Here is a 20,785-nt window from a genome sequence, read left to right on the forward strand (position 1 = left end):
AAATCCCGCTCCGGCGAGTCCGGATATCGGGCGTCACTTTGACGCGCGCCTGCCGCAGGCGGCGTCAGAATTCCGCAAGCGGTGAAAGCCCGAAGGGATGCGGCGGGATCAGCGCCTCCGCGCCTCTCATCATCAAGGTGAGACGGTCGCTTTCGGCCACCGCCTTTCCCTGCCAGTCGAGGTGATCGGGAGAAAACCGGGTGACGATACGGGTGGGGGAAAGGTCGAGCGCGGCAAGAATATCGGCAAGCGGCGGGATGGTGGGGCCGGCGATATCGACGAGGTCGAAGAGGCCGCCGTCCCCGGTGCGCCAGGCGATCGCGGCGGTGCTGTCCTCCATGAACGCAAGCCGGATATCGGGCGAAAGCGCGGCGTTGAACAAGAACATCTCCACCTGCCGCAGCGGTGCGAAACGGTCGGCGACCGGGCGGCGGGCGTCGAGAAGCCGCCGTAGCAGCGTGATGTCGGCATCGTTGCGCAGATCAAGAGGACGGGCTCCGGCGGTAGCGCCCCTTGATGGCGGCGGTCCCTCGAAACGGTATAGCGGCAGCGGGCGGAAGCCGAAGGGCGTATAAAGCGCCGGCGTGTCGGTGAGCAGGGTCACGGCCTCGAAGCCTTCCGCCGCGCAATGGTTAAGGGCGGCTCCGATGAGATCGCGGAAGAGCCCCTGTCGCCGCCATTGCGGCCGCACCGCGCCCGATTGCAGGCCGGCGCCGCGCACGAACGTCCCGCCGATGACAAGCGGTATCGAGAAGGCGCAGAGGCTGGCGACGCAGGTCCCCGCCGCATCGAACCAGCCGAAAGGCGCAAGCGTCGGATCCGGTCCGCCGAGCGCGTCGAGGATGGTGATATCGATACCGAACGTATCGTGAAGAAGATCGGCGAAGGCCCGCCATGCGGCGGGATCGCCGCCATGGTCCGAACGGAAGGTCAGGCGGTGACGCGCCTGCACGGCTTATCGCACACCCGTCGAGCCGAAACCGCCGGTCCCGCGCGCGGTCCGGCTTGCCGCGGCCACTTCCACCACCGCAGCCTGCACGACCGGGGTGACGACCATCTGGGCGATGCGCATGCCGCGCTCGATGGTGAAGGCTTCCGCGCCGAGGTTGACGAGCAGCACCTTGACCTCGCCGCGATAATCGCTGTCGACGGTGCCGGGCGTGTTGAGGCAGGTGAGGCCATGCCGCAAGGCCAGCCCCGAGCGCGGCCGCACCTGCCCCTCGAAACCGTGCGGGATCTCGAAGACGAACCCCGTCGGCACCAGCGTGCGCTCGCCCGGCGCAAGCGTCAGGGCGGCGTCAGCGGCGACGGCGGCGCGCAGGTCCATGCCGGCGGCGCCGGCGGTCTCGTAGGAGGGCAGATCCATGCCCTCGCCGTGCGGCAGGCGGATGATTTGGAGAGAGGGTGCGATCATGGCTCCATAAGCCGGCGGCGGTCTCCCGTCGTCAATTGCACTTTTCCGGCGGAGACTGTAAAGACCGCGCAACTCACAGGAAAATGACAAGAATGGCCGAAACCCTCGCCAAGGCGGTCTCCCGCCGCCGCACCTTCGCGATCATCGCGCACCCCGACGCCGGCAAGACCACGCTCACCGAGAAACTGCTGCTTTTCGGCGGCGCGATCCAGCTTGCCGGCGAGGTGAAAGCCAAGAAGGACCGCGTCCAGACCCGGTCGGACTGGATGAAGATCGAGCGCGAGCGCGGTATCTCCGTGGTCACCTCCGTCATGACCTTCGAATATGGCGGCAACGTCTTCAATATCCTCGATACGCCCGGCCACGAGGACTTTGCCGACGACACCTACCGCACGCTGACGGCGGTGGACGCCGCCGTGATGGTGATTGATGCGGCCAAGGGCATCGAGCCGCGAACGCTGAAGCTTTTCGAGGTCTGCCGGCTGCGCGACATTCCGATCCTCACGTTCGTCAACAAGATGGACCGCGAAAGCCGCGATCCTTTCGAGATCCTCGACGAGGTGGAGGAAAAGCTGGCGCTCGACACCGCGCCTGTCACCTGGCCCGTCGGCCGGTCGAAGACATTCTGCGGTTCGTTCCATCTTGCCGACGGTACGTTCCGCGGCTCCGATACGCAGGTCGAGCCGTTGAAGGTGGACGATCCGGCGGAGATCGCCGCGCGCCTGCCGGAAAACGAAAGACAGGCTTTCCTGGAGGAGATGGAACTGGCCCGCGGGGCCTGTCGCCCGTTCGAGCACCAAGCCTTTCTCGAAGGGCATATGACGCCGGTCTTCTTCGGCTCGGCGCTCAAGAATTTCGGCGTGCGCGACCTGATAGAGGCGCTCGGCGCCTTCGCGCCGCCCCCGCGCGATCAGGTGGCGGATGTGCGCACGGTCCACGCTGCGGAAGACAGGATGACGGCCTTCGTCTTCAAGATCCAGGCCAATATGGACCCGAACCATCGCGACCGCATCGCCTTCGCCCGGGTTTGCTCGGGCATGCTGGAGCGCGGCATGAAGGTGCGCCTGGCGCGCACCGGCAAGCAGATCGGCCTGACGGCGCCACAGTTCTTTTTCGCATCCCAGCGCCAGCTTGCCGATACGGCCTATGCCGGTGACGTGGTCGGCATCCCGAACCACGGCACGTTGCGCATCGGCGATACGCTGACGGAGGGCGAGGCGCTGGTCTTCGAGGGCGTACCGAATTTCGCGCCGGAAATCCTGCGCCGCGTGCGGCTTGAAGATGCGATGAAGGCCAAGAAGCTCAGGGAGGCGCTGCACCAGATGGCGGAGGAGGGCGTCGTCCAGCTATTCACGCCGGAGGACGGCTCGCCGGCCATCGTGGGTGTCGTCGGCGCGCTGCAACTCGACGTGCTGAAGGAGCGGCTTCAGGTGGAATACGGCCTGCCGGTCTCCTTCGAAGTCTCGCGTTTTTCCGTCTGCCGCTGGATTTCCGCCGACAAGGCGGCCGATCTTGAGACGTTCATCACCGAGCGGCGCGGCGACATCGCGCGGGACCTCGATGGCGACCCGGTGTTCATGGCGCAGGATGCGTTTTCCCTGCGTTACGAGTCGGAACGTTACCCGGCTATCGGAATGGTCGCGATCAAGGAATATCACGTCGTCAAGGCGTGATGGCGCCGGACCTTCAGTCGCCCGGCCGGCCCGGCAGCGCGGACAGTTCGTCGAACCAGTCCATTGCGTATGCACACCAGATCTGGTGTTGCGGCTTGAGACTGGCGCGCTGGTTGATGCTTCCCCATCGGATGCCCCAGGTCTCATCGTCTTCGCCGGTGCCGCTGGTAAAGAGGGGAGAGCCGCATTTCGGGCAGAAATGTTGCAGACGCTTGCGCTCGCTGTCGCCGGTTCTGATGTAGACCTGCGGCCTATCGGCGGTCAGGCGGATGGCGTCGCGCCGGGCGGTCACCGTTACCCGATAGACGGAACCGGTCAGCCGCTGGCAGGCCGTGCAATGGCAGATCAAAACGGACCCCGGATCGATCTCGGCCTCATAGGTCACGAAACCGCAATGACATTGCCCGTCGATATGCATATCCGCATTCCCCACGCCACAGGATGATCCGTTAACGCATTGTTACCTATTTGTGCGGAAACTTGCGACAGCATCATGGTTAACGAAACGCGAATGCCGCCGGCCCCGCCTTCGGCTTCGCATGCGGGATGGACGTCATGTGCCGTTGGGCAGCCTATCGCGGTGAGCCGCTTTATCTGGAGGAACTGGTTTCCTCCCCCGCCCATTCGCTGATCGAGCAGTCCCATTGCGCATCCCGCGCGAAGACGGCCACCAATGGCGATGGCTTCGGCATCGCCTGGTACGCGGAGCGCCCGCAACCGGGCCTTTATCGCGACGTCCTGCCCGCCTGGTCCGACTGCAACCTCAAGAGCATCGCCCGCCAGGTCCGCTCCCCGCTCTTTCTCGCCCACGTCCGGGCAGCCACCGGCGGCGGCACCCGCCGCGACAATTGCCATCCCTTCGTGCATGGCGTCTGGTCCTTCATGCACAATGGCCAGATCGCCGATTTCGAGCATCTTCGCCGCCCGCTCGACACCATGCTCGACAATGATCTCTATGCCGCGCGCATGGGCTCGACGGATTCCGAGCTTATCTTCCTGCTGGCCCTTCAGTTCGGGCTGGAGCACGATCCGCTTGGCGCGATGGCCGAGACCGTGGCCTTCATCGAGCGCCTTGCCGACCATATGGAGCGGCGTGTTCTCGTCCGCCTGACCGCCGCCTTTTCCAACGGGCGCGAGCTTTATGCGGTCCGTTATGCGACGGACGATGCCGCCCCGACCCTTTACGCCGCGCCGATGGGCGGCGAGGGCGGCTATTGCCTCGTCTCCGAGCCGCTCGACGACGACAGCGACGCCTGGCTGGAAATCCCCGGTGGCAGCGCCATCGTTCTCGGGGAGAACGGTGTCGATATCCGCCTCTTCGCACCGGCCGGACGCCCGGCCGGGACAATGGAGCGGAAAGCCGCCGCGGTCTGAAACGGGCGAGGCTTCCGGCTTTCAGCGCAGCCGGTCGACGATCCAGTCCACGAGCCGGTCCGCGACCTCGTCCTTGGAAAGATCCGGCCATTGCACCGTGCCGGTCGGGGCGATCAGCTTCACGCTGTTGCGGGTTCCGCCCATGATGCCGGTTTTCGGCGAGACGTCGTTGGCGACGATGAGGTCCGCGCCCTTGCGCTCCAGCTTGAGGCGGCCGTTTTCCTCGATGTCGCGGGTTTCCGCTGCAAATCCCACCACGACCTCCGGACGGTCTGCATGATGCCCGACGGTTTTCAGGATGTCGGGGTTTTCCGCAAGCATCAGCGGCGGCGGGCCTTCGCCGGGCCGCTTCTTCATCTTCTCGCCCGCAGCCGTCGCCGCGCGCCAGTCCGCGACCGCCGCGACCATGACGGCGATGTCGGCCGGCAGCGCCGAAAGAACGGCCTGGAGCATGTCCTCTGCCCGCTCGACCCGGACCGTCGTGACGCCGGGGGGATCGGGCAGGGTGACCGGCCCGGAGACAAGCGTCACCTGTGCGCCGCGGCGCGCAAGCGCGGCGGCGATGGCATGGCCCTGCCGGCCGGAAGAGCGGTTGGCGATATAGCGGACGGGGTCGATCGGCTCATGGGTCGGCCCGGAGGTGACGATGGCGCTGCGTCCGGCAAGCGGCTTGGGGCCGCCGTAAACGAGCGCTTCCGCCGCCGCCACGATTTCCAGCGGCTCCGCCATGCGGCCGGTGCCCGCCTCGCCGCCTTCGGCCATTTCGCCGGCGTTCGGCCCGACGAAGACGATACCGTCGCCGCGAAGGGTCGTGACGTTGCGGCTTGTCGCCGGATGTGTCCACATCTTCGGGTTCATCGCCGGGGCGACCAGTATCGGCCGGTCGCTCGCCAGCAGCACGGCGGAGGCAAGGTCGTCGGCCAGGCCGTTGGCCATTTTCGCCATGAGGTCGGCGGTCGCCGGCGCGACGATGACGAGATCGCAGTCGCGCGCCAGCCGGATATGGCCGACGTCCTGCTCGTCCTCGCGCGAGAAAAGATCGGTATAGACATGGCCGGAGGAGAGGGCGCCGACGGCGAGCGGCGTCACGAATTGCTGCGCGCCGGCGGTCATGACGGGCCGGACCTCGCCGCCGCGCTCGCGCAGCCGGCGGATGAGATCGAGGCTCTTGTAGGCCGCGATGCCGCCCGAGATGATGAGGAGGATGCGTTTTCCGGCGAGCGACATGGCGGTGTCCCGACGTTGAGGCGATCGTTCCGTCCTATCGTGTCGGGCGGTGTTTTCCAAGCCGCCTTGAAGGCTCAATGCCCTTCGTCGCGGATGTTGAGGATGTGGCCGCAGGCCTTGCAGTGCACCGCGTCGGCGTCGTGGCGTTGCAACCCGCATTGCGGACAGGGATAGGTCACCTTGTAGGGCCGGACGATCGCCCGGGCGAGACGCACGAAGAGCGAAATGCCGATGATCATCGTGATGATCGACGTGAGCTTGCCGAGCGGTCCCGGCAGGACGAGGTCGCCGAAGCCCGTCGTCGTGACGGTCGCCACCGTATAGTAAAGCGCGTCGATAAAGCCGGCGACGCCCGGCACGCCGTAAAAGAAGTTGCTGTAGACGAAGCCGGTGACGAGGAAGAGGAAGACGACGAAATTGACGCAGGCCTGGAAGATGTCCTCCACATGGCCGTAGCCGATGCGGTGGAGGAGGAGCGTCACCAGCTTGCTCTGGCTGATCGCCCAGATGCGCAGCACCCGCAGGAAGGCGAAATTATGGAGCTGGTTTGGAAAGAGCAACGTTCCCAGGATGACGATATCGACCCAGGTCATCGGCCGCATCAGCCAGTATTTCAGCGTCGGGGCGACCAGCCGGCGCGCACCCAGCTCGAAGGCGATGATGAGGGCGATCACATAGTCGATGGCGATATAGGCCGTCGCGCCGTGACCGCGCAGATAGGGGCCGGCCACGAAGAAGGCGAGGATCGCCATGTCAAGGCTGAGCATGGCGAACTGGAAACGGATCGCCTCGCGGTCGCGGCCGTAATAGAGGCCGCGCAACTGCCGGCGAAGCCGCTCCGGCGTGGAGGATGGGGAAGGGGCGCTTTGCGGCTCGTCGGTCATGGCGAAAAGAGTAGCGTCCGGCCGCCGCGGGTCAAGCGCGCCCGCCTGTCGTTTCGTCAGCTGATCGACCAGGCGATATAGACGAGCGTTGCTGCGATGATCCAGAGCGCGACGCGGCCGGTGCGTCCATGCCGCGCCTCGGAGCGGCCGATGGCCTCTGCGGTCTCGGCGTCGAAGCGCAGCCCGTTCTCCGCCATGGCGGCAAGCTCGAGCGACAGCTTTTCCGCGCGGATGGCGATGTCCGGCGCGGCTTCGGCGAGGCGCAGCGCCGCGTGCGCGCCGTCGCGCAGATCGCCAAGCAGCCGCTTGGGTCCGAGATTGTCCCGGATCCAGTCGCCGACAACCCCCTCCGAGGCCTTCCACATGTTGAAGCGCGGGTTGAGCGTGCGCGCCACGCCCTCGACCACCACCATGGTCTTTTGCAGCATGACCAGTTCGGTCCGGGTCTCCATGTCGAAGAGTTCCGTCACCTCGAAGAGCAGGGTCAGCAGCTTCGCCATGGAGATGGTCTCCGCCGGCTGACCGTGGATCGGCTCGCCGATCGCCCGGATCGCCTGCGCGAAGCTTGCGGTATTGTGGTGGGAGGGCACATAGCCCGCCTCGAAATGCACATCGGCGACGCGCTGGTAATCCCGGGTGATGAAGCCGTAGAGGATTTCGGCGAGGAAGCGGCGCTCCTTCTTGCCGAGCCGCCCGACGATCCCCATGTCGACGGCGACGACGACGCCCTGCGGATCGACGAAGAGATTGCCCTGATGCATGTCGGCGTGGAAGAAGCCGTCGCGCAGCGTGTGGCGCAGGAAGGACTGGATCAGCGTGTCGGCGATCGCGTCGAGATCGTGGCCGGCGGCCCGCAGGCCGTCGAGATCCGACATCTTGACGCCGTCGATCCATTCCATGGTGACGACGTCGCGCCCCGTCCGTTCCCAGTCCACCGCCGGCACGCGGAAGCCCGGATCGGTCCGGGTGTTTTCGGCAAGCTCCGAAAGGGCCGCCGCCTCCAGCCGCAGGTCCATCTCGATCTTCGTCGTCTGCTCCAGCGTATGGGTCACTTCGACCGGCTTCAGCCGCCGGGTGTGGGGCAGGAAGGTCTCCTGAAGATGAGCGGCTGCATACATCGCCTGAAGGTCGTGGGCAAAACGCTGGCGCACGCCGGGGCGGATGACTTTGACGGCGACGCGCCGGTCGCCGGCCGCGTCGCGCACCGTCGCGGGGTGGACCTGGGCGATGGAGGCGGCGGCGATCGGCTCGCCGAAATCCACGTAAAGTTCATCGATCGGCCGGCCGAGCGAACCTTCCACCGTGGCGGCCGCCGCAGCGCGCGGAAAGGTCGCCATGCGGTCTTGCAGCGCGGAGAGGTCGATGGCGATGTCCGCGCCGACGACGTCGGGGCGGGTCGCCAGGAATTGCCCCATCTTCACATAGGAGGGGCCGAGCCGTTCGACGGCCCGGGCGAGCCTGTCGCTGCGATCCTCGCCGCGCCGCCGACGGCGGGCGAAAAGACCGGCAAGCCTGCGGCCTGCGCGGGCAAGCGGCGGCAGGCCGTCGGCAGGCAGGCTGGACACGACGCCCTCGCGCAGCAGCACCCAGCCGACACGGGCGAGGCGGAGGTAGGCGCCGGGCGTACTCATAGGCCGCCGCCGCCGGAGAGGACGCAAGAAAGGTGGCGCATCGTCGTCTCGTCAGCCAAAGCCATGCCTTAAAGCTTCCAGCCGGAATGCAGCGCGGCGATGCCGCCGGTATAATTCGTATAGGTCACGCGCGAAAAACCCGCGTCGCGGATCATCGCGGCGAAGTCCTCCTGGTTGGGGAACTTGCGGATCGATTCGACGAGATACTGATAGGGCTCGGCTTCTCCGGTGATCATCCGGCCGAACTGCGGGATCGCCTTGAACGACCAGGTGTCGTAGAACCGGTCGAGCAGCGGCATCTCCACTTCGGAAAACTCCAGCACCAGCAGCCTGCCGCCCCGCTTGAGGACGCGGTGGGCTTCCGCGAGCGCCACCGGAATGCGCGGCACGTTGCGGATGCCGAAGGCGATCGTATAGGCGTCGAAAGAGCCGTCGTCGAACGGCAGGTCCTCGGCATTCGCCTCGACGAATTCGAGATTGGCCGAAAGTCCTTTCTTTGCCGCGCGATCGGCGCCGACGGCCAGCATCGAGCCGTTGATGTCGAGCACGGTCGCCCGGGCCTGCCTGCCGGAAGCCTCCACGATGCGGAAGGCGATGTCGCCGGTGCCGCCGGCCACGTCCAGCACGTGGTAGTCGGGGCTGCGGCGCGGATTGAGGCTCGCCACCGCCGCGTCCTTCCAGGCCCGGTGGAGGCCGGCCGACATGATGTCGTTCATGATGTCGTAGCGCTTGGCGACCTTGTGGAACACGTCGTTGACGAGCACCTGCTTTTCGCCCTCGGCGACCTGCCGGAAGCCGTAGGAGGTTTCCATTCCGCCTTCCGCGGACGTGCGCCGTTCGGTCATCGTAAACTCCGTGGGCCGGTCTGTCGCGGCTTTGCGGCCGCAAGAACCATGGCGATCTGGCTGATCCCGCGCTATCTGACGCAGGCGCCCCGCTTTCGCGCAAGGGCGTGCCGCGTATATAGGACATAGATTGACGATAGGGAAATGCCGGCGGCGGCAAAAATGCCGCGCGGGCCTTGCCCTTCCGAGGAGCAGCACGATGCCGGAATTGCCGGAAGTGGAAACAGTCAGGCGCGGCCTTGCGCCGGTCATGGAGGGTGCGGTGATCCGTCGCGCCGAATTGCGCCGGCCGGACCTGCGCTTTCCCTTTCCGGAAGGGTTCGCACAGACGCTTTCCGGCCGCCGCATCGTATCGCTCGGCCGCCGCGCGAAATATCTGCTGGTCGATCTGGAGGGCGGAGACGTGGTGATCGCCCATCTCGGCATGTCCGGCTCCTTCCGGGTGGAACAGCCGGCCGGCCCACAGGATGTGCCCGGCGATTTCCATGTTCCGCGCGGCAAGGACCCGCGCCATGACCATGTGGTGCTGCATCTCGATACGCAGGCGGGCGCGCGGCGGGTGGTCTATAACGATCCGCGCCGCTTCGGCTTCATGGATATGACGCGCCGCGAGGGGATCGACGGCCATGCCTTCTTCCGCGACCTCGGTGCGGAGCCCACCGGCAATATGCTCGATGCGGATTATGTCGCTGCGAAGTTCCGGGGGCGCCGGACGCCGCTGAAGGCGGCGCTGCTCGATCAGAAGAACATCGCCGGGCTCGGCAATATCTATGTGTGCGAGGCGTTGTGGCGCGCCGGCCTTTCGCCGGAACGGCCCGCCGGTGCGCTGGTGACGGCGACAGGCCGGCCGAAGAAGGAGCTGGCGGTGCTGACCGGGGCGATCCGCGCCGTGATCGCCGAGGCGATCGAAGCCGGCGGCTCGACCCTGCGCGACCATATCCGCGCGGACGGCTCGCTCGGCTACTTCCAGCATTCCTTTTCCGTTTATGGCCGCGAGAAGGAGCCTTGCCGCACGCCCGGTTGCAGCGGCGTCGTAACCCGCATGATCCAGGCTGGCCGGTCGACCTTCCTGTGCCCGGCCTGCCAGAAATGAACGAAGAGAGGAGACGGACAATGGCCTATGAGACCTTGCTGGTGGAAACGCGGGACCGTGTCGGCGTGGTGACGCTCAACCGGCCGCAGGCGCTGAACGCGCTGAACCGCCAGCTGCTTGGCGAACTGAAGGTGGCGCTGGCGGACTTTTCTGCGGATCCTGCCGTCGGTGCGATCGTCATCGCCGGCTCGGAAAAGGCCTTCGCCGCCGGCGCCGACATCAAGGAAATGCAGGCCTATGGCTTCGCCGACGCCTTCCTCGACGATCTGGTCGGCGGCTGGGAGGATATCGCCCGCTGCCGCAAGCCGATGATCGCGGCGGTCAGCGGTTTCGCGCTCGGCGGAGGCTGCGAGCTTGCCATGATGTGCGATATCGTCATCGCCGCCGAGACGGCGAAGTTCGGCCAGCCGGAAATCACCCTCGGGATCATTCCCGGCATGGGTGGCACCCAGCGCCTGATCCGGGCCGTCGGCAAGGCCAAGGCCATGGATCTGTGCCTGACGGGGCGGATGATGGATGCGGCGGAGGCGGAACGTTCGGGGCTTGTCGCGCGCGTCGTTGCGCCGGAGCGGCTCATGGAGGAGGCGCTTGCCGCCGCCGCCAGGATTGCCGGCTTCCCGCTTCCCGCCGTCATGATGGCCAAGGAGGCGGTCGGCCGCGCCGAGGAAACCGTGCTTTCGGAAGGCTTGCGTGCCGAACGGCGGCTATTCCAGGCGCTTTTTGCAACCGACGACCAGAAGGAGGGCATGGCGGCCTTCGTGGAGAAACGCAAGCCGGCCTTCCGCCATCGCTGAGGGCTGCGGTGCGAGAATCCGCGTTGACGTCCGCGCGGTTTCCGGCTATACGCCGCCCACAGTTTGGAAAGCCGGTCTCCAAGGTTTTCCGATATTGCCCCCGAATTGCCTGAATGACAGGTCGGAAGGACCCGGCACGGCGAGGGTGGGGTTTGTGTCAGATTTCTGAAGAGAGGCATATATGGCCAATACAACGTCGGCAAAGAAGGCGACCCGTAAGATCGCCACGCGTACCGCAGTGAACAAGTCGCGCCGTTCGCGCGTCCGCAATTTCCTCCGCAAGGTCGAGGAGGCAATCGCCTCCGGCGATCAGGCGCTTGCGGCCGCCGCCCTCAAGGCGGCTCAGCCGGAGCTGATGCGGGCGGCCACCCGCGGCGTCTTCCATTCCAATACGGCGGCCCGCAAGGTGTCCCGTCTGGCTGGACGCGTCAACGCGATGCAGGCCTGAGCGCCTTCGAGCTATGCAATTTCAGGGAGAGCCCGGCGCTTGCGCCGGGCTTTTTCTTTGCTTTTTCGGCCTTGCCATGGTTAATGCGCAAGGCTCCGACATGTCAGGAAAATGACGTAAAAAATCCTTTAAAATCAACTGGTTGTGCGAGGATATCGGTTCCTGTCCGCCGGCCTGTGGCGGGAATTTGACGGGACCGGGAGTCAAGCGATTTTTTATTTTTCACGTTTTCCTACGGTCCGAAAAAAAGCCGGAAATCAAAGCCATTGATTCCTAAGCGATTCTGTCTGAAATGCGGCTTTCCGAGTCAGGAAGCGGCGTGTGAGTCAACGGCCGGCCCTTAATTTTACGTAAAATTCGCGATTGATCTTGCCGTCCGATCCTGCCTAAATGCCTTCCACAGGGGGCGCGGATACGAGCCCGCAACGAGTGTTTGGCGCTGTCTTGATAAGAGGCAGGATCAGGCGTTTGTTCCTGTAACGGAGCGGCTCCGCTTCGTAAAATCATCAAACCGGCGACGCTTGTCCCAGACGCCTGCGGTCCTCTGGACCTGGACGTTTGCGAGCGCTGTTGAGCCGGTACGGTCGACGAGGAAGACCGGATGACAACGAGCCGGTCGGCTCGCGCCCGACGAGGGGGTGGCGAGCCGATTCTGTAATCGGGAAGCGGCTTCGCCGGTTCTTTCCGGTTACGCCTGAGCCAGGGCTTGCCGCGGAGGGAACGGCCGGTCTGACGACACCGGCAGCCGGAGAGATCCGGTCACGGTGCAACACAGAAGGGGTGGCGGCAGAATTGCCGTCACAGCGAATGAGAATGAAAGGCGGCACGATGCAGACGAATACGGCCCGGACGGCTGATGCATTTGCAAAAGGGGAAGACGCAGGACAGACGCTCCCGCAAGAAGGGGCTCAAGCGGGGACGACATCACAAATGAAGCATGATGCGCTTTTCGAACGGGTCAGCGCGCGCCTCAAGGCGCAGGTCGGGCCCGACGTCTTTGCGAGCTGGTTCGGCCGGCTCAAGATCCATTCCGTTTCCAGGAGCGTCGTCCGTCTTTCGGTCCCGACCACCTTCCTCAAGTCCTGGATCAACAATCGCTATCTCGATCTCATCACCAGTCTTTTCCAGCAGGAAGACGCGGAAATCCTGAAGGTGGAGATTCTGGTCCGCAGCGCCATGCGCGGCACCCGCATCGCCGTCTCCGACGAGGCCGCCATCGAGCCGCCCGTTCAGCAGCCGTCGTCGCGCCGCGCGACCGGCGCCGCCCAGGTCGTTTCCCATGTGGCTGCGTCGCTCGCCGGCGCGGGCCAGCCGCGCCCGCAGCCGTCCGGCCCGCTCTTCGGCTCGCCGCTCGACCAGCGCTATACGTTCGACGCCTTCGTCGAGGGCACGTCGAACCGCGTTGCGCTCGCCGCGGCCCGCACCATCGCCGAAGCCGGCGCGGGAGCCGTGCGCTTCAATCCCCTCTTCATCCATTCGAGCGTCGGCCTCGGCAAGACGCATCTCCTTCAGGCGATCGCGATTGCGGCCCTCGCCAGCGCGCGCAATCCCCGCGTCGTCTATCTGACGGCGGAGTATTTCATGTGGCGCTTCGCGACCGCCATCAGGGACAATGATGCGCTGTCCCTGAAGGAGTCGCTGCGCAACATCGATCTGCTGGTCATCGACGACATGCAGTTCCTGCAAGGCAATTCCATCCAGAACGAATTCTGCCATTTGCTGAACATGCTGCTCGATTCCGCCAAGCAGGTGGTGGTCGCCGCCGACCGGGCGCCCTGGGAACTGGAATCGCTCGATCCGCGCGTTCGTTCGCGTCTCCAGGGCGGCGTCGCCATCGAGATGGAAGCGCCGGATTACGAGATGCGGCTTGAAATCCTCAAGCGCCGGCTCACGGTCGCGCAACAGGAGGACCACACGCTCGATATCCCCGTGGAAATCCTGAGCCATGTCGCGCGCAACATCACGGCAAGCGGACGCGAACTGGAGGGAGCCTTCAACCAGCTGCTGTTCCGACGGTCCTTCGAGCCCAATCTCACCATCGAACGGGTCGACGAATTGCTCGGCCACCTGGTGGCCGCCGGCGAGCCGCGCCGTGTGCGCATCGAGGACATCCAGCGCGTCGTCGCCAAGCATTACAACGTCTCGCGCCAGGAACTCGTATCGAACCGTCGCACCCGCGTCATCGTCAAGCCGCGCCAGATCGCCATGTATCTGTCGAAGACGCTGACGCCGCGCTCCTTTCCAGAGATTGGCCGGCGTTTCGGCGGGCGCGACCACACGACGGTCCTGCATGCCGTGCGCAAGATCGAGGACCTGATCTCCGGCGATACCAAACTGAGCCATGAGATCGAGCTTCTGAAGCGGCTGATCAACGAATAGCCCCGTACCGCCGGGGTCGACGCTGTCCCGAAACGCCGTGCCGGACTTTCGTTCGCGCGCGGCGTTTCGTCTTTCGGGGGAAGGGGCCGAGGCAGGCACAGAGGGAAGGAAGAGACAGGCCGTGAAGCTTCTCGTCACCTATATGGAACTGCGGGCCGCGCCTGCGCCGCCGCCGCTGCGGCAGCCGGAGGGTGCGCTGCAACTCGCCCCCGAACGGCTTTCATACCAAGCCTATCTGTCGCTTTACCGCGACATCGGCGGCCCCTATTCGTGGGACCAGCGGCTGCGGATGCCCGCGGCGGCGCTTGCGGATATCCTGTCGCGGCCGACAACCGTCGCCTTCGTCATGCGCGAGGCGGGGCGTCCTGTCGGTCTGTGCGAATTCGATGCGGCGGATCCGGAAACGATCGAACTGACCCATTTCGGCCTTGTCCCGGAGGTTTACGGCCGGCGGCTCGGCCCCTTCCTGCTCGACAGCGGCTTGCGGGCGATGTGGACGTCCGGCGTGGGCCGTATCTGGCTCCGCACCGACACCAACGATCATCCCCGCGCGCAGAAAACCTACGAGCGGGCGGGCTTCCGGCCCTATCTGCGGCAGGTCGAGGAGTTGCCCGACTGATCGTCCGGGACGGCCGCCGTCAGCAGGCGAGATCGGCAACCACCGCGTCGAGGATGAGCATGCCGGCGGGTGTGCAGCGCAGCCGCGCGTTGCCGAGCCGCTCGATGAAGCCGTGCTCGATGAGGAACCGCTCCCGCTCCGGGTCGGGATCGCGCCCTGAAAGCATCTGCCAGCGGGCAAGGTCCACGCCCTCCTTGAGGCGAAGGCCCATCAGCAGCAGTTCGTCCGCCTGCTCTTCCGGTTGCAGGCGCTCCTGCTCGATCATGCCGTGGCCCGCCGTTTCGACGAGATGCAGCCAGCCCTCGGGATTGCGCTCGGTGGCCGTGGCGATCTTGCCGCCGGGGATCGTCAGCCGGCCGTGCGCTCCCGGACCGATGCCGGCATAGTCGCCATAGCGCCAGTAGGTGAGGTTATGCCGGCTTTCCGCGCCCGGCCGGGCATGGTTGGAAACCTCATAGGCCGGCATGCCTTCGCGTTCGGTGATCGCCTGCGTCGCCTCATAGAGCAGGGCCGACTGGTCGCCGTCGGGAAGCACCAGCTTGCCGGCCTTGTGCAGGCCGTAGAAGGGGGTGCCTTCCTCCAGCGTCAGCTGGTAGAGCGACAGATGATCGACCGCGTAGGAGATCGCTTCCGTCAGTTCGCGGTCCCAGGCCTCGACGGTCTGGTTCGGCCGCGCGTAGATGAGGTCGAAGGACATCCGCGGGAAGATCTCGCGCGCCAGCCGGATTGCTTTCAGCGCATCCTCGACGTCGTGCAGCCGGCCGAGGAACTTCAGGTCCGTGTCGTTCAGCGCCTGCACGCCGAGCGAAACCCGGTTGACGCCGGCGGCGCGATAGCCGCGGAACCGTTCCGCCTCGACGCTGGAGGGGTTGGCCTCCATGGTGATCTCGATGCCGTCGGGCACATGCCAATGGCGGGAAATCCCGTCGAGAACCGCGCCGACGGTCTCAGGGGCCATCAGCGACGGCGTGCCGCCGCCCATGAAGACGCTGGTGACGGTGCGGGGTCCCGAAAGCCGTCGCGCCACCGCCATTTCCCGGAGAAAGGCCTCGATGAAGCGCGGCTGGTCCACCGGCTGATGACGGACATGGCTGTTGAAATCGCAATAGGGGCACTTGGCGGCGCAGAACGGCCAGTGAATATAGACGCCGAAGCCGGGATCGAGCGGGTCGATCGCCAGGCTCCGGCGGATATCGAAGGGCGTCGCCGCCATGTCCTCAGGCCTTCAGGCAGGTTTCGACGAAAAGCCGGAAGGCCCGGGCGCGATGCGACAGGGCCGTCGGATCGCCGGGTTTCCAGCCGTGCTTTTCCTCCGCGCTCATTTCTCCGAAGGTCGTTTCGTGACCGTCCGGCTGGAAGACCGGATCGTAACCGAAGCCCCGGGCGCCGCGCGGCGGCCAGACGACCTGTCCCTCCACCTCGCCGCGGAACATCTCGGTATGCCCGTCCGGCCAGGCAAGGCAGAGCACCGAGACGAAGCGGGCGGTGCGGTCCTTCGCCGCGACGGCTCCCTTTTCGGCCAGCGCCTTTTCCACCTTCTCCATCGCCATGGAGAAATCACGTGTGCCATCCGCCTTCTCCGCCCAGTTCGCCGTATAGACGCCGGGGGCGCCGCCGAGGGCGTCGATGACGATGCCGGAATCGTCGGAAAGGGCCGGCAGGCCGGCGGCGCGGGCGGAGGCGAGCGCCTTGATCGCCGCATTTTCCTCGAAGGTCGTGCCGGTTTCCTCGGGTTCGTCGAACTTCAGATCGGCCGCCGAGCGGGCGGAAAAGCCGAAGGGGGCGATGAGATCCTCGATTTCGCGGATCTTGCCGGCATTGTGGCTGGCGACCACGATCGTCTTGGTTTCGAGCTTGCGCATGGCTTGGATGTCGTCTTTCAGGTGGTGGCCCAGAGGGCGGGTTCCGCACATTCGATACTATTGCCGGCGGGATCGCGGAAATAGATGGAGCGCGCGCCGTTCGGCCAGCGGAAATCCGCTTCGATGGCGATGCCCGCTTCTACGAGCTTTTTCGCCCAGAAATCAAGATCGGCGGCGGCGACGCGGAAACAGACGTGCCCCGGGCCGCGCGCGCCATGCGGGGGAACGGGCAACCCCCCGGGCGATGGCGGCACGACCGTCGCCTGCGGGTTGAAGACCAGCAACACACCGGCCCCGCACCGGAAGAACACGTGCCGGCCCTCGACCCGGACGATCCGCTCGAGTCCGAGCAGATCGCCGTAGAAGGCTTCCGCCGCATCGAGGTCCTTGGCGTAAAGCGCGGTTTCGAGGATGCCTTCGATTGCGGGGGGCATCGGTGTCTCCCGTCAGGCGATCGCCTGTTTCTGGAGGTCGACCAGTTCGGCGATGCCGGCGCGGGCAAGCGACAGCAGGCCGGCGAATTCCTCTTCGCTGAAGGGCTTGCCCTCGGCGGTGCCCTGGATCTCGACGATTCCGCCCGTTCCGGTCATCACGAAATTGGCGTCGGTCTCGGCGGCGGAATCCTCCAGATAGTCGAGGTCGATGATCGTCTGATTGGCGAAAATGCCGCAGGAAATGGCGGCGATATGATCCTTCAGCACCTTGTCGGCCTTGATCATGCTACGCGTTTCCATCCATTTCAGGCAGTCGTGCAGCGCTACCCATGCCCCGGTGATCGCGGCGGTGCGCGTGCCGCCATCGGCCTGGATCACATCGCAATCGATGGTGATCTGCCGCTCGCCGAGCGCTTCCAGATCGACCACCGCACGAAGCGACCGGCCGATCAGGCGCTGGATTTCCTGCGTGCGCCCGCCCTGCTTGCCGGCGGCCGCCTCGCGGCGCATGCGCTCGCCGGTGGCGCGCGGCAGCATGCCGTATTCGGCGGTCACCCAGCCCTTGCCGCTGTTGCGCAGCCATGGCGGCGTTTTCTCCTCCAGGCTCGCCGTCACCAGCACATGGGTATCGCCGAAGCGGATGAGGCATGAGCCTTCGGCGTGCTTTGAAATGTTGCGCTCGAAGGAAATCTTGCGCATTTGATCGGTTTTTCTGCCGGACGGCCGCATGGCGAACTCCTGATGTCAGTATCCGGATGGTGCTTTAGACCAGAACGGCGCTCGTGGGAATGCAATGGCGGCGCATGCCGGCAGAATCCCTTTCACGGCGGGGGCGAAATCACTATATTCCCTTTCGATATGAGGCATGTGGAGCAGTGGTTGTGAAAAGATCTTCCGGAGAGGACCGACAGGCGGCGCTCGATGAGCGCTCCGGTGAGATCTTCCGCCGGATTGTCGAAAGCTATCTGGAAAGCGGCGAGCCGCTCGGCTCGCGGAACCTGTCGCGTATCCTGCCGATGTCGTTGTCGCCCGCCTCCGTGCGCAATGTGATGAGCGACCTGGAAGACCTCGGCCTGATCTATTCGCCGCATGTCAGCGCCGGCCGCCTTCCCACCCAGATGGGGTTGCGCTTCTTCGTCGACGCCTTCATGCAGGTGGGCAATATTTCCGCCGAGGACCGGGCCTCCATCGAGCGGCACGTCCGCCCCCGTTCCGAAAAGCACGATGCCGTCGAGACGATGATGAACGAGGCGAGCCGGGCGCTGTCCGGCATGTCGCGCGGCGCGGGCCTGGTCATCACCACCAAGAACGACGCGGTGCTGAAACATGTCGAATTCATCCGGCTGGAGCCGACCAAGGCGCTGGTCGTTCTTGTCGGCGATCACGATCAGGTGGAAAACCGGATCATCGAACTGCCAGCCGGGGTGACCGGTTCGCAACTGACGGAGGCAGCCAATTTTCTTAACGCGCATCTTTCCGGCAGCACGCTGGTGGAGGCGCGCGCCCAGCTGGAGACGCTGCGTGGCGAGATCAGCCGCGAACTCGACCAGCTTTCGCGCGACCTGGTGGAGAGCGGCCTTGCGCTGTGGTCCGGTGGACTTGATGACGGCAAGCCGACACGGCTTATCGTGCGCGGCCGGGCCAACCTGCTGGAAGGGCTTGCCGGCGAGGAGGATATCGATCGGCTGCGTATGCTTTTTGACGACCTCGAGCGCAAGGACAGCCTGATCGAACTGCTCAATCTCGCCGAAAGCGGTCCGGGCGTGCGCATTTTCATCGGCTCTGAAAACAAGCTCTTCTCGCTGTCCGGCTCCTCGCTCATCGTTGCGCCCTATCGCGACGGCGACGAGAAGATCGTCGGCGCCGTCGGCGTCATCGGGCCGACGCGGCTCAATTATTCGCGGATCGTGCCGATGGTCGATTATACCGCGCAACTGATGTCGCGATTGTCGCGATAGAGCGGGCGCCCGGCCGTAATCCGCCACGCCACCCTTGATTTTTCAGGATCAAAGCTCGATATCGGGCCTAATCAAAGATCATGCAACTCGGAGTACGTCATGACCGACGAGACTAGGAAACCCGGACCTGACGAAGTTACGGAAAACGCGGCAGCGGAAGAAGCCGCCGCAATGGAGCCGGCTGAGGCAAGCGAGGCCTCGCCCGATCCGCTGGAGACGCTGCGCGCGGAAAATGCCGACCTCAGGGACAAGTATCTTCGCCTTGCCGCTGAGATGGAAAACCTGCGCCGCCGCACCGAGCGGGACGTGAAGGATGCGAAATCCTATTCGATCGCCGCCTTCGCGCGCGACATGCTGGCGGTGTCGGACGACCTGCGACGTGCGCTGGACGCGATTCCGGCCGAGACGCGGGAAGGCGGAGAGATCGGCTTCAAGGCGCTGGCGGAAGGCGTGGAGCTGACCGAACGCTCCATGCTGACGGCGCTCGAGCGCCACGGCGTCACTCGGATCGATCCGACCGGCGAGAAATTCGACCCCCATTTCCATCAGGCCATGTTCGAGGTGCCGAACCCGGATGTGGCCAGCGGCACGGTCGTGCAGGTCGTTCAGGCAGGCTATGTCATCGGGGAGCGCGTTCTGCGCCCGGCGATGGTCGGCGTGTCGAAGGGCGGGCCGAAGGCGCCTGCCGCCCAGGTCGACGCATCCGCTCAGGCCTGAGTCGACCCCTGCCGGGAATATGAAAACGGCGGCCCGCAGGCCGCCGTTTTCATGTCTGCCGTATCTTTCATTCCGCGCGGCTCAGGCGGCGGAGGCGTGCTCCTCGCTGAGGCATGCGTAAATGGCGCTTTCGCTTTCCGACGTGCGCAGCTTGGCCACCATGGCGGGATCGCGCAGCACGCGGGCGATGCGCGACAACGCCTTCAGGTGATCGGCTCCGGCGCCTTCAGGCGCAAGGAGGAGGAAGACGAGGTCGACCGGCTGGTCGTCCAGCGCCTCGAAGTCGACCGGGGTTTCCAGCCGTGCGAAGATGCCGGTGATCTGCGACAGTTCCTTCAGCTTGCCGTGCGGGATGGCGATGCCGTTTCCCACCCCGGTCGAGCCGAGCCGTTCGCGCTGGAGAATGACGTCGAAAATCTCGCGTTCCGCAATGCCGGTGATCTTCGCCGCCTTTGCCGCCAGTTCCTGAAGCAATTGCTTCTTGGAACTGACCTTCATCGCTGGGATAATCGCACTCTGCTGTAGCAAACCTGCCAATGCCATGCTTCTGTCCTCGTGAGCCTTGTGAAGGAATCGAAGAGGCATGACGCCGGCGTCGCCGGCCTCATGCCTCCCTCACTCAGCCTTTGATACTGGCCGTGTCGATCCAGCCAATATTGCCGTCGTTGCGTCGGAAGACGACGTTCAGTTGCTCCGTCCCGGCGTTGCGGAAGAGAAGAACCGGCTCGTCCGTCATGTCGAGCGCCATGACGGCGCCGGCGACGGACAGGGTGCGCAGCTGCTTCGTGCTTTCCGCCACGATGGTCGGGGCGTAGTCTGCCGGAAGCTCTTCAGCCTCGTCCGGAGTGGAATCGGTTACCGAATAGGCGACTTCCGCGAAGGCGTGGTAACCGTTGGTGCCGTAATGGTCCTTCAGCTTGCGCTTGTAACGGCGCAGGCGCTTCTCGATTCGTTCGGAGGCGGCCTGGAAAGCGGCCAGCGGCTCGTTGGCCTCACCATTCGCCTGGAGGGTCGTGCCCGTGTCGAGGTGCAGCCGGCAGTCCGCGACGAAGCGGGATCCGGCTTTCTCCACGATGACCTGGCTTGAATATCCCCCGTCGAAATATTTGGTTACGGCTTCCCCGATCTGGTCCTCGATACGCTGACGGAATGCATCGCCGATTTCCATATGCTTACCGGATACACGCACACTCATGGAGTTTCCTCTCTTGTTGTGGTCTGCGCGTAGCAGTCTATTCCAACCGCTCCCGCGTTCCAAGCTCTTGACACATGCGACGGATCATTCGGCGCATGGTTTCAAAAAGCCGGATATGTCAGGGAATGGTTCGCCTTCTCTTCGAATTTGCGGGGGCCATTAGACCGTTCGGGGGGCAAAGTCAATCCGCTGGCAAACCGCGCCCGCCTGCCTTGCTTGCGGCGATTCGCGGTTTTGG

22 protein-coding genes are annotated in these 20,785 nt (G+C 65.1%); 9 read left to right on the forward strand and 13 right to left on the reverse strand.

Annotated features, from left to right (window positions below; all coding sequences use genetic code 11):
- Window positions 1-64: 64 nt before the first annotated feature.
- The gene (locus KYK29_RS20155) at window positions 65-952 is read right to left on the reverse strand and encodes a GNAT family N-acetyltransferase (protein ID WP_254692695.1); all 888 of its coding nucleotides are present in this window, start codon (window positions 950-952) and stop codon (window positions 65-67) included.
- A 3-nt stretch (window positions 953-955) separates the two neighbouring features.
- Complete coding sequence (gene dut / locus KYK29_RS20160) at window positions 956-1,414, reverse strand: dUTP diphosphatase (protein WP_254692696.1); 459 nt, start codon at window positions 1,412-1,414, stop codon at window positions 956-958.
- A 92-nt stretch (window positions 1,415-1,506) separates the two neighbouring features.
- Here dut and KYK29_RS20165 point away from each other — a divergent pair, with 92 nt between their 5' ends.
- Window positions 1,507-3,087 (forward strand): peptide chain release factor 3, encoded by a 1,581-nt coding sequence (locus KYK29_RS20165; RefSeq protein WP_254692697.1) that lies wholly within the window; start codon window positions 1,507-1,509, stop codon window positions 3,085-3,087.
- A 13-nt stretch (window positions 3,088-3,100) separates the two neighbouring features.
- On the opposite strand, the gene KYK29_RS20170 is transcribed toward KYK29_RS20165, so the two are convergent.
- The gene (locus tag KYK29_RS20170; protein WP_254692698.1) at window positions 3,101-3,505 is read right to left on the reverse strand and encodes a GFA family protein; all 405 of its coding nucleotides are present in this window, start codon (window positions 3,503-3,505) and stop codon (window positions 3,101-3,103) included.
- A gap of 137 nt (window positions 3,506-3,642) precedes the next feature.
- Between KYK29_RS20170 and KYK29_RS20175 the strand changes: the two genes are divergently transcribed.
- The gene (locus KYK29_RS20175) at window positions 3,643-4,461 is read left to right on the forward strand and encodes a class II glutamine amidotransferase (RefSeq protein WP_254692699.1); all 819 of its coding nucleotides are present in this window, start codon (window positions 3,643-3,645) and stop codon (window positions 4,459-4,461) included.
- A gap of 21 nt (window positions 4,462-4,482) precedes the next feature.
- On the opposite strand, the gene coaBC is transcribed toward KYK29_RS20175, so the two are convergent.
- The 4 genes from coaBC to ubiE all read right to left on the reverse strand — a co-directional run bounded on the left by coaBC (window position 4,483) and on the right by ubiE (window position 9,048).
- Complete coding sequence (coaBC, locus tag KYK29_RS20180) at window positions 4,483-5,688, reverse strand: bifunctional phosphopantothenoylcysteine decarboxylase/phosphopantothenate--cysteine ligase CoaBC (protein ID WP_254692700.1); 1,206 nt, start codon at window positions 5,686-5,688, stop codon at window positions 4,483-4,485.
- 74 nt (window positions 5,689-5,762) lie between these two features.
- Window positions 5,763-6,572 carry an ion channel gene (locus tag KYK29_RS20185; protein ID WP_254692701.1) on the reverse strand — a complete coding sequence of 270 codons (810 nt, stop codon included), beginning with the start codon at window positions 6,570-6,572 and terminating at the stop codon, window positions 5,763-5,765.
- 56 nt (window positions 6,573-6,628) lie between these two features.
- Complete coding sequence (ubiB, locus tag KYK29_RS20190; RefSeq protein WP_254692702.1) at window positions 6,629-8,203, reverse strand: 2-polyprenylphenol 6-hydroxylase; 1,575 nt, start codon at window positions 8,201-8,203, stop codon at window positions 6,629-6,631.
- A 68-nt stretch (window positions 8,204-8,271) separates the two neighbouring features.
- Complete coding sequence (gene ubiE, locus KYK29_RS20195) at window positions 8,272-9,048, reverse strand: bifunctional demethylmenaquinone methyltransferase/2-methoxy-6-polyprenyl-1,4-benzoquinol methylase UbiE (protein ID WP_254692703.1); 777 nt, start codon at window positions 9,046-9,048, stop codon at window positions 8,272-8,274.
- A gap of 199 nt (window positions 9,049-9,247) precedes the next feature.
- Here ubiE and mutM point away from each other — a divergent pair, with 199 nt between their 5' ends.
- The 5 genes from mutM to KYK29_RS20220 all read left to right on the forward strand — a co-directional run bounded on the left by mutM (window position 9,248) and on the right by KYK29_RS20220 (window position 14,381).
- Window positions 9,248-10,141 (forward strand): bifunctional DNA-formamidopyrimidine glycosylase/DNA-(apurinic or apyrimidinic site) lyase, encoded by an 894-nt coding sequence (gene mutM / locus KYK29_RS20200; protein ID WP_254692704.1) that lies wholly within the window; start codon window positions 9,248-9,250, stop codon window positions 10,139-10,141.
- Between the two features lie 20 nt (window positions 10,142-10,161).
- Window positions 10,162-10,935, forward strand: a complete 774-nt coding sequence (locus KYK29_RS20205; RefSeq protein ID WP_254692705.1) for an enoyl-CoA hydratase — start codon at window positions 10,162-10,164, stop codon at window positions 10,933-10,935.
- 181 nt (window positions 10,936-11,116) lie between these two features.
- Complete coding sequence (rpsT, locus tag KYK29_RS20210) at window positions 11,117-11,383, forward strand: 30S ribosomal protein S20 (protein ID WP_254692706.1); 267 nt, start codon at window positions 11,117-11,119, stop codon at window positions 11,381-11,383.
- A gap of 930 nt (window positions 11,384-12,313) precedes the next feature.
- Complete coding sequence (dnaA, locus tag KYK29_RS20215; protein ID WP_254692707.1) at window positions 12,314-13,762, forward strand: chromosomal replication initiator protein DnaA; 1,449 nt, start codon at window positions 12,314-12,316, stop codon at window positions 13,760-13,762.
- A gap of 121 nt (window positions 13,763-13,883) precedes the next feature.
- Complete coding sequence (locus tag KYK29_RS20220) at window positions 13,884-14,381, forward strand: GNAT family N-acetyltransferase (protein WP_254692708.1); 498 nt, start codon at window positions 13,884-13,886, stop codon at window positions 14,379-14,381.
- A gap of 19 nt (window positions 14,382-14,400) precedes the next feature.
- Here the strand turns inward: KYK29_RS20220 and hemW are convergent, their stop codons facing one another.
- Genes hemW through rph form a run of 4 tightly spaced genes read right to left on the reverse strand, consistent with a single transcriptional unit; the run spans window position 14,401 to window position 17,406 of the window.
- Window positions 14,401-15,594: a radical SAM family heme chaperone HemW gene (hemW, locus tag KYK29_RS20225; RefSeq protein ID WP_254692709.1), complete on the reverse strand. Its 1,194-nt coding sequence runs from the start codon at window positions 15,592-15,594 to the stop codon at window positions 14,401-14,403.
- Window positions 15,595-15,598: 4 nt separating this feature from the next.
- Entirely contained in the window at window positions 15,599-16,243 is a 645-nt protein-coding gene (rdgB, locus tag KYK29_RS20230) for an RdgB/HAM1 family non-canonical purine NTP pyrophosphatase (RefSeq protein WP_254692710.1), read from the reverse strand.
- A 17-nt stretch (window positions 16,244-16,260) separates the two neighbouring features.
- On the reverse strand, window positions 16,261-16,677 hold the full coding sequence (locus KYK29_RS20235; RefSeq protein ID WP_254692711.1) for a VOC family protein: 417 nt from the start codon (window positions 16,675-16,677) through the stop codon (window positions 16,261-16,263).
- A gap of 12 nt (window positions 16,678-16,689) precedes the next feature.
- Window positions 16,690-17,406, reverse strand: a complete 717-nt coding sequence (gene rph / locus KYK29_RS20240; RefSeq protein ID WP_254692712.1) for a ribonuclease PH — start codon at window positions 17,404-17,406, stop codon at window positions 16,690-16,692.
- Between the two features lie 152 nt (window positions 17,407-17,558).
- On the opposite strand from rph, the gene hrcA reads away from it, so the two are divergent.
- Together hrcA and grpE are read left to right on the forward strand one after the other, a co-directional pair.
- Entirely contained in the window at window positions 17,559-18,635 is a 1,077-nt protein-coding gene (hrcA, locus tag KYK29_RS20245) for a heat-inducible transcriptional repressor HrcA (protein WP_437437282.1), read from the forward strand.
- Window positions 18,636-18,734: 99 nt separating this feature from the next.
- Complete coding sequence (gene grpE, locus KYK29_RS20250) at window positions 18,735-19,352, forward strand: nucleotide exchange factor GrpE (protein WP_254692714.1); 618 nt, start codon at window positions 18,735-18,737, stop codon at window positions 19,350-19,352.
- An 81-nt stretch (window positions 19,353-19,433) separates the two neighbouring features.
- On the opposite strand, the gene ptsN is transcribed toward grpE, so the two are convergent.
- Window positions 19,434-19,895 (reverse strand): PTS IIA-like nitrogen regulatory protein PtsN, encoded by a 462-nt coding sequence (gene ptsN, locus KYK29_RS20255; protein ID WP_254692715.1) that lies wholly within the window; start codon window positions 19,893-19,895, stop codon window positions 19,434-19,436.
- Between the two features lie 76 nt (window positions 19,896-19,971).
- Window positions 19,972-20,547 carry a ribosome hibernation-promoting factor, HPF/YfiA family gene (gene hpf / locus KYK29_RS20260; RefSeq protein ID WP_254692716.1) on the reverse strand — a complete coding sequence of 192 codons (576 nt, stop codon included), beginning with the start codon at window positions 20,545-20,547 and terminating at the stop codon, window positions 19,972-19,974.
- Window positions 20,548-20,785: the final 238 nt, after the last annotated feature.

The sequence above is a fragment of the Shinella daejeonensis genome (assembly GCF_024281235.1).
Lineage (GTDB): Bacteria > Pseudomonadota > Alphaproteobacteria > Rhizobiales > Rhizobiaceae > Shinella > Shinella daejeonensis.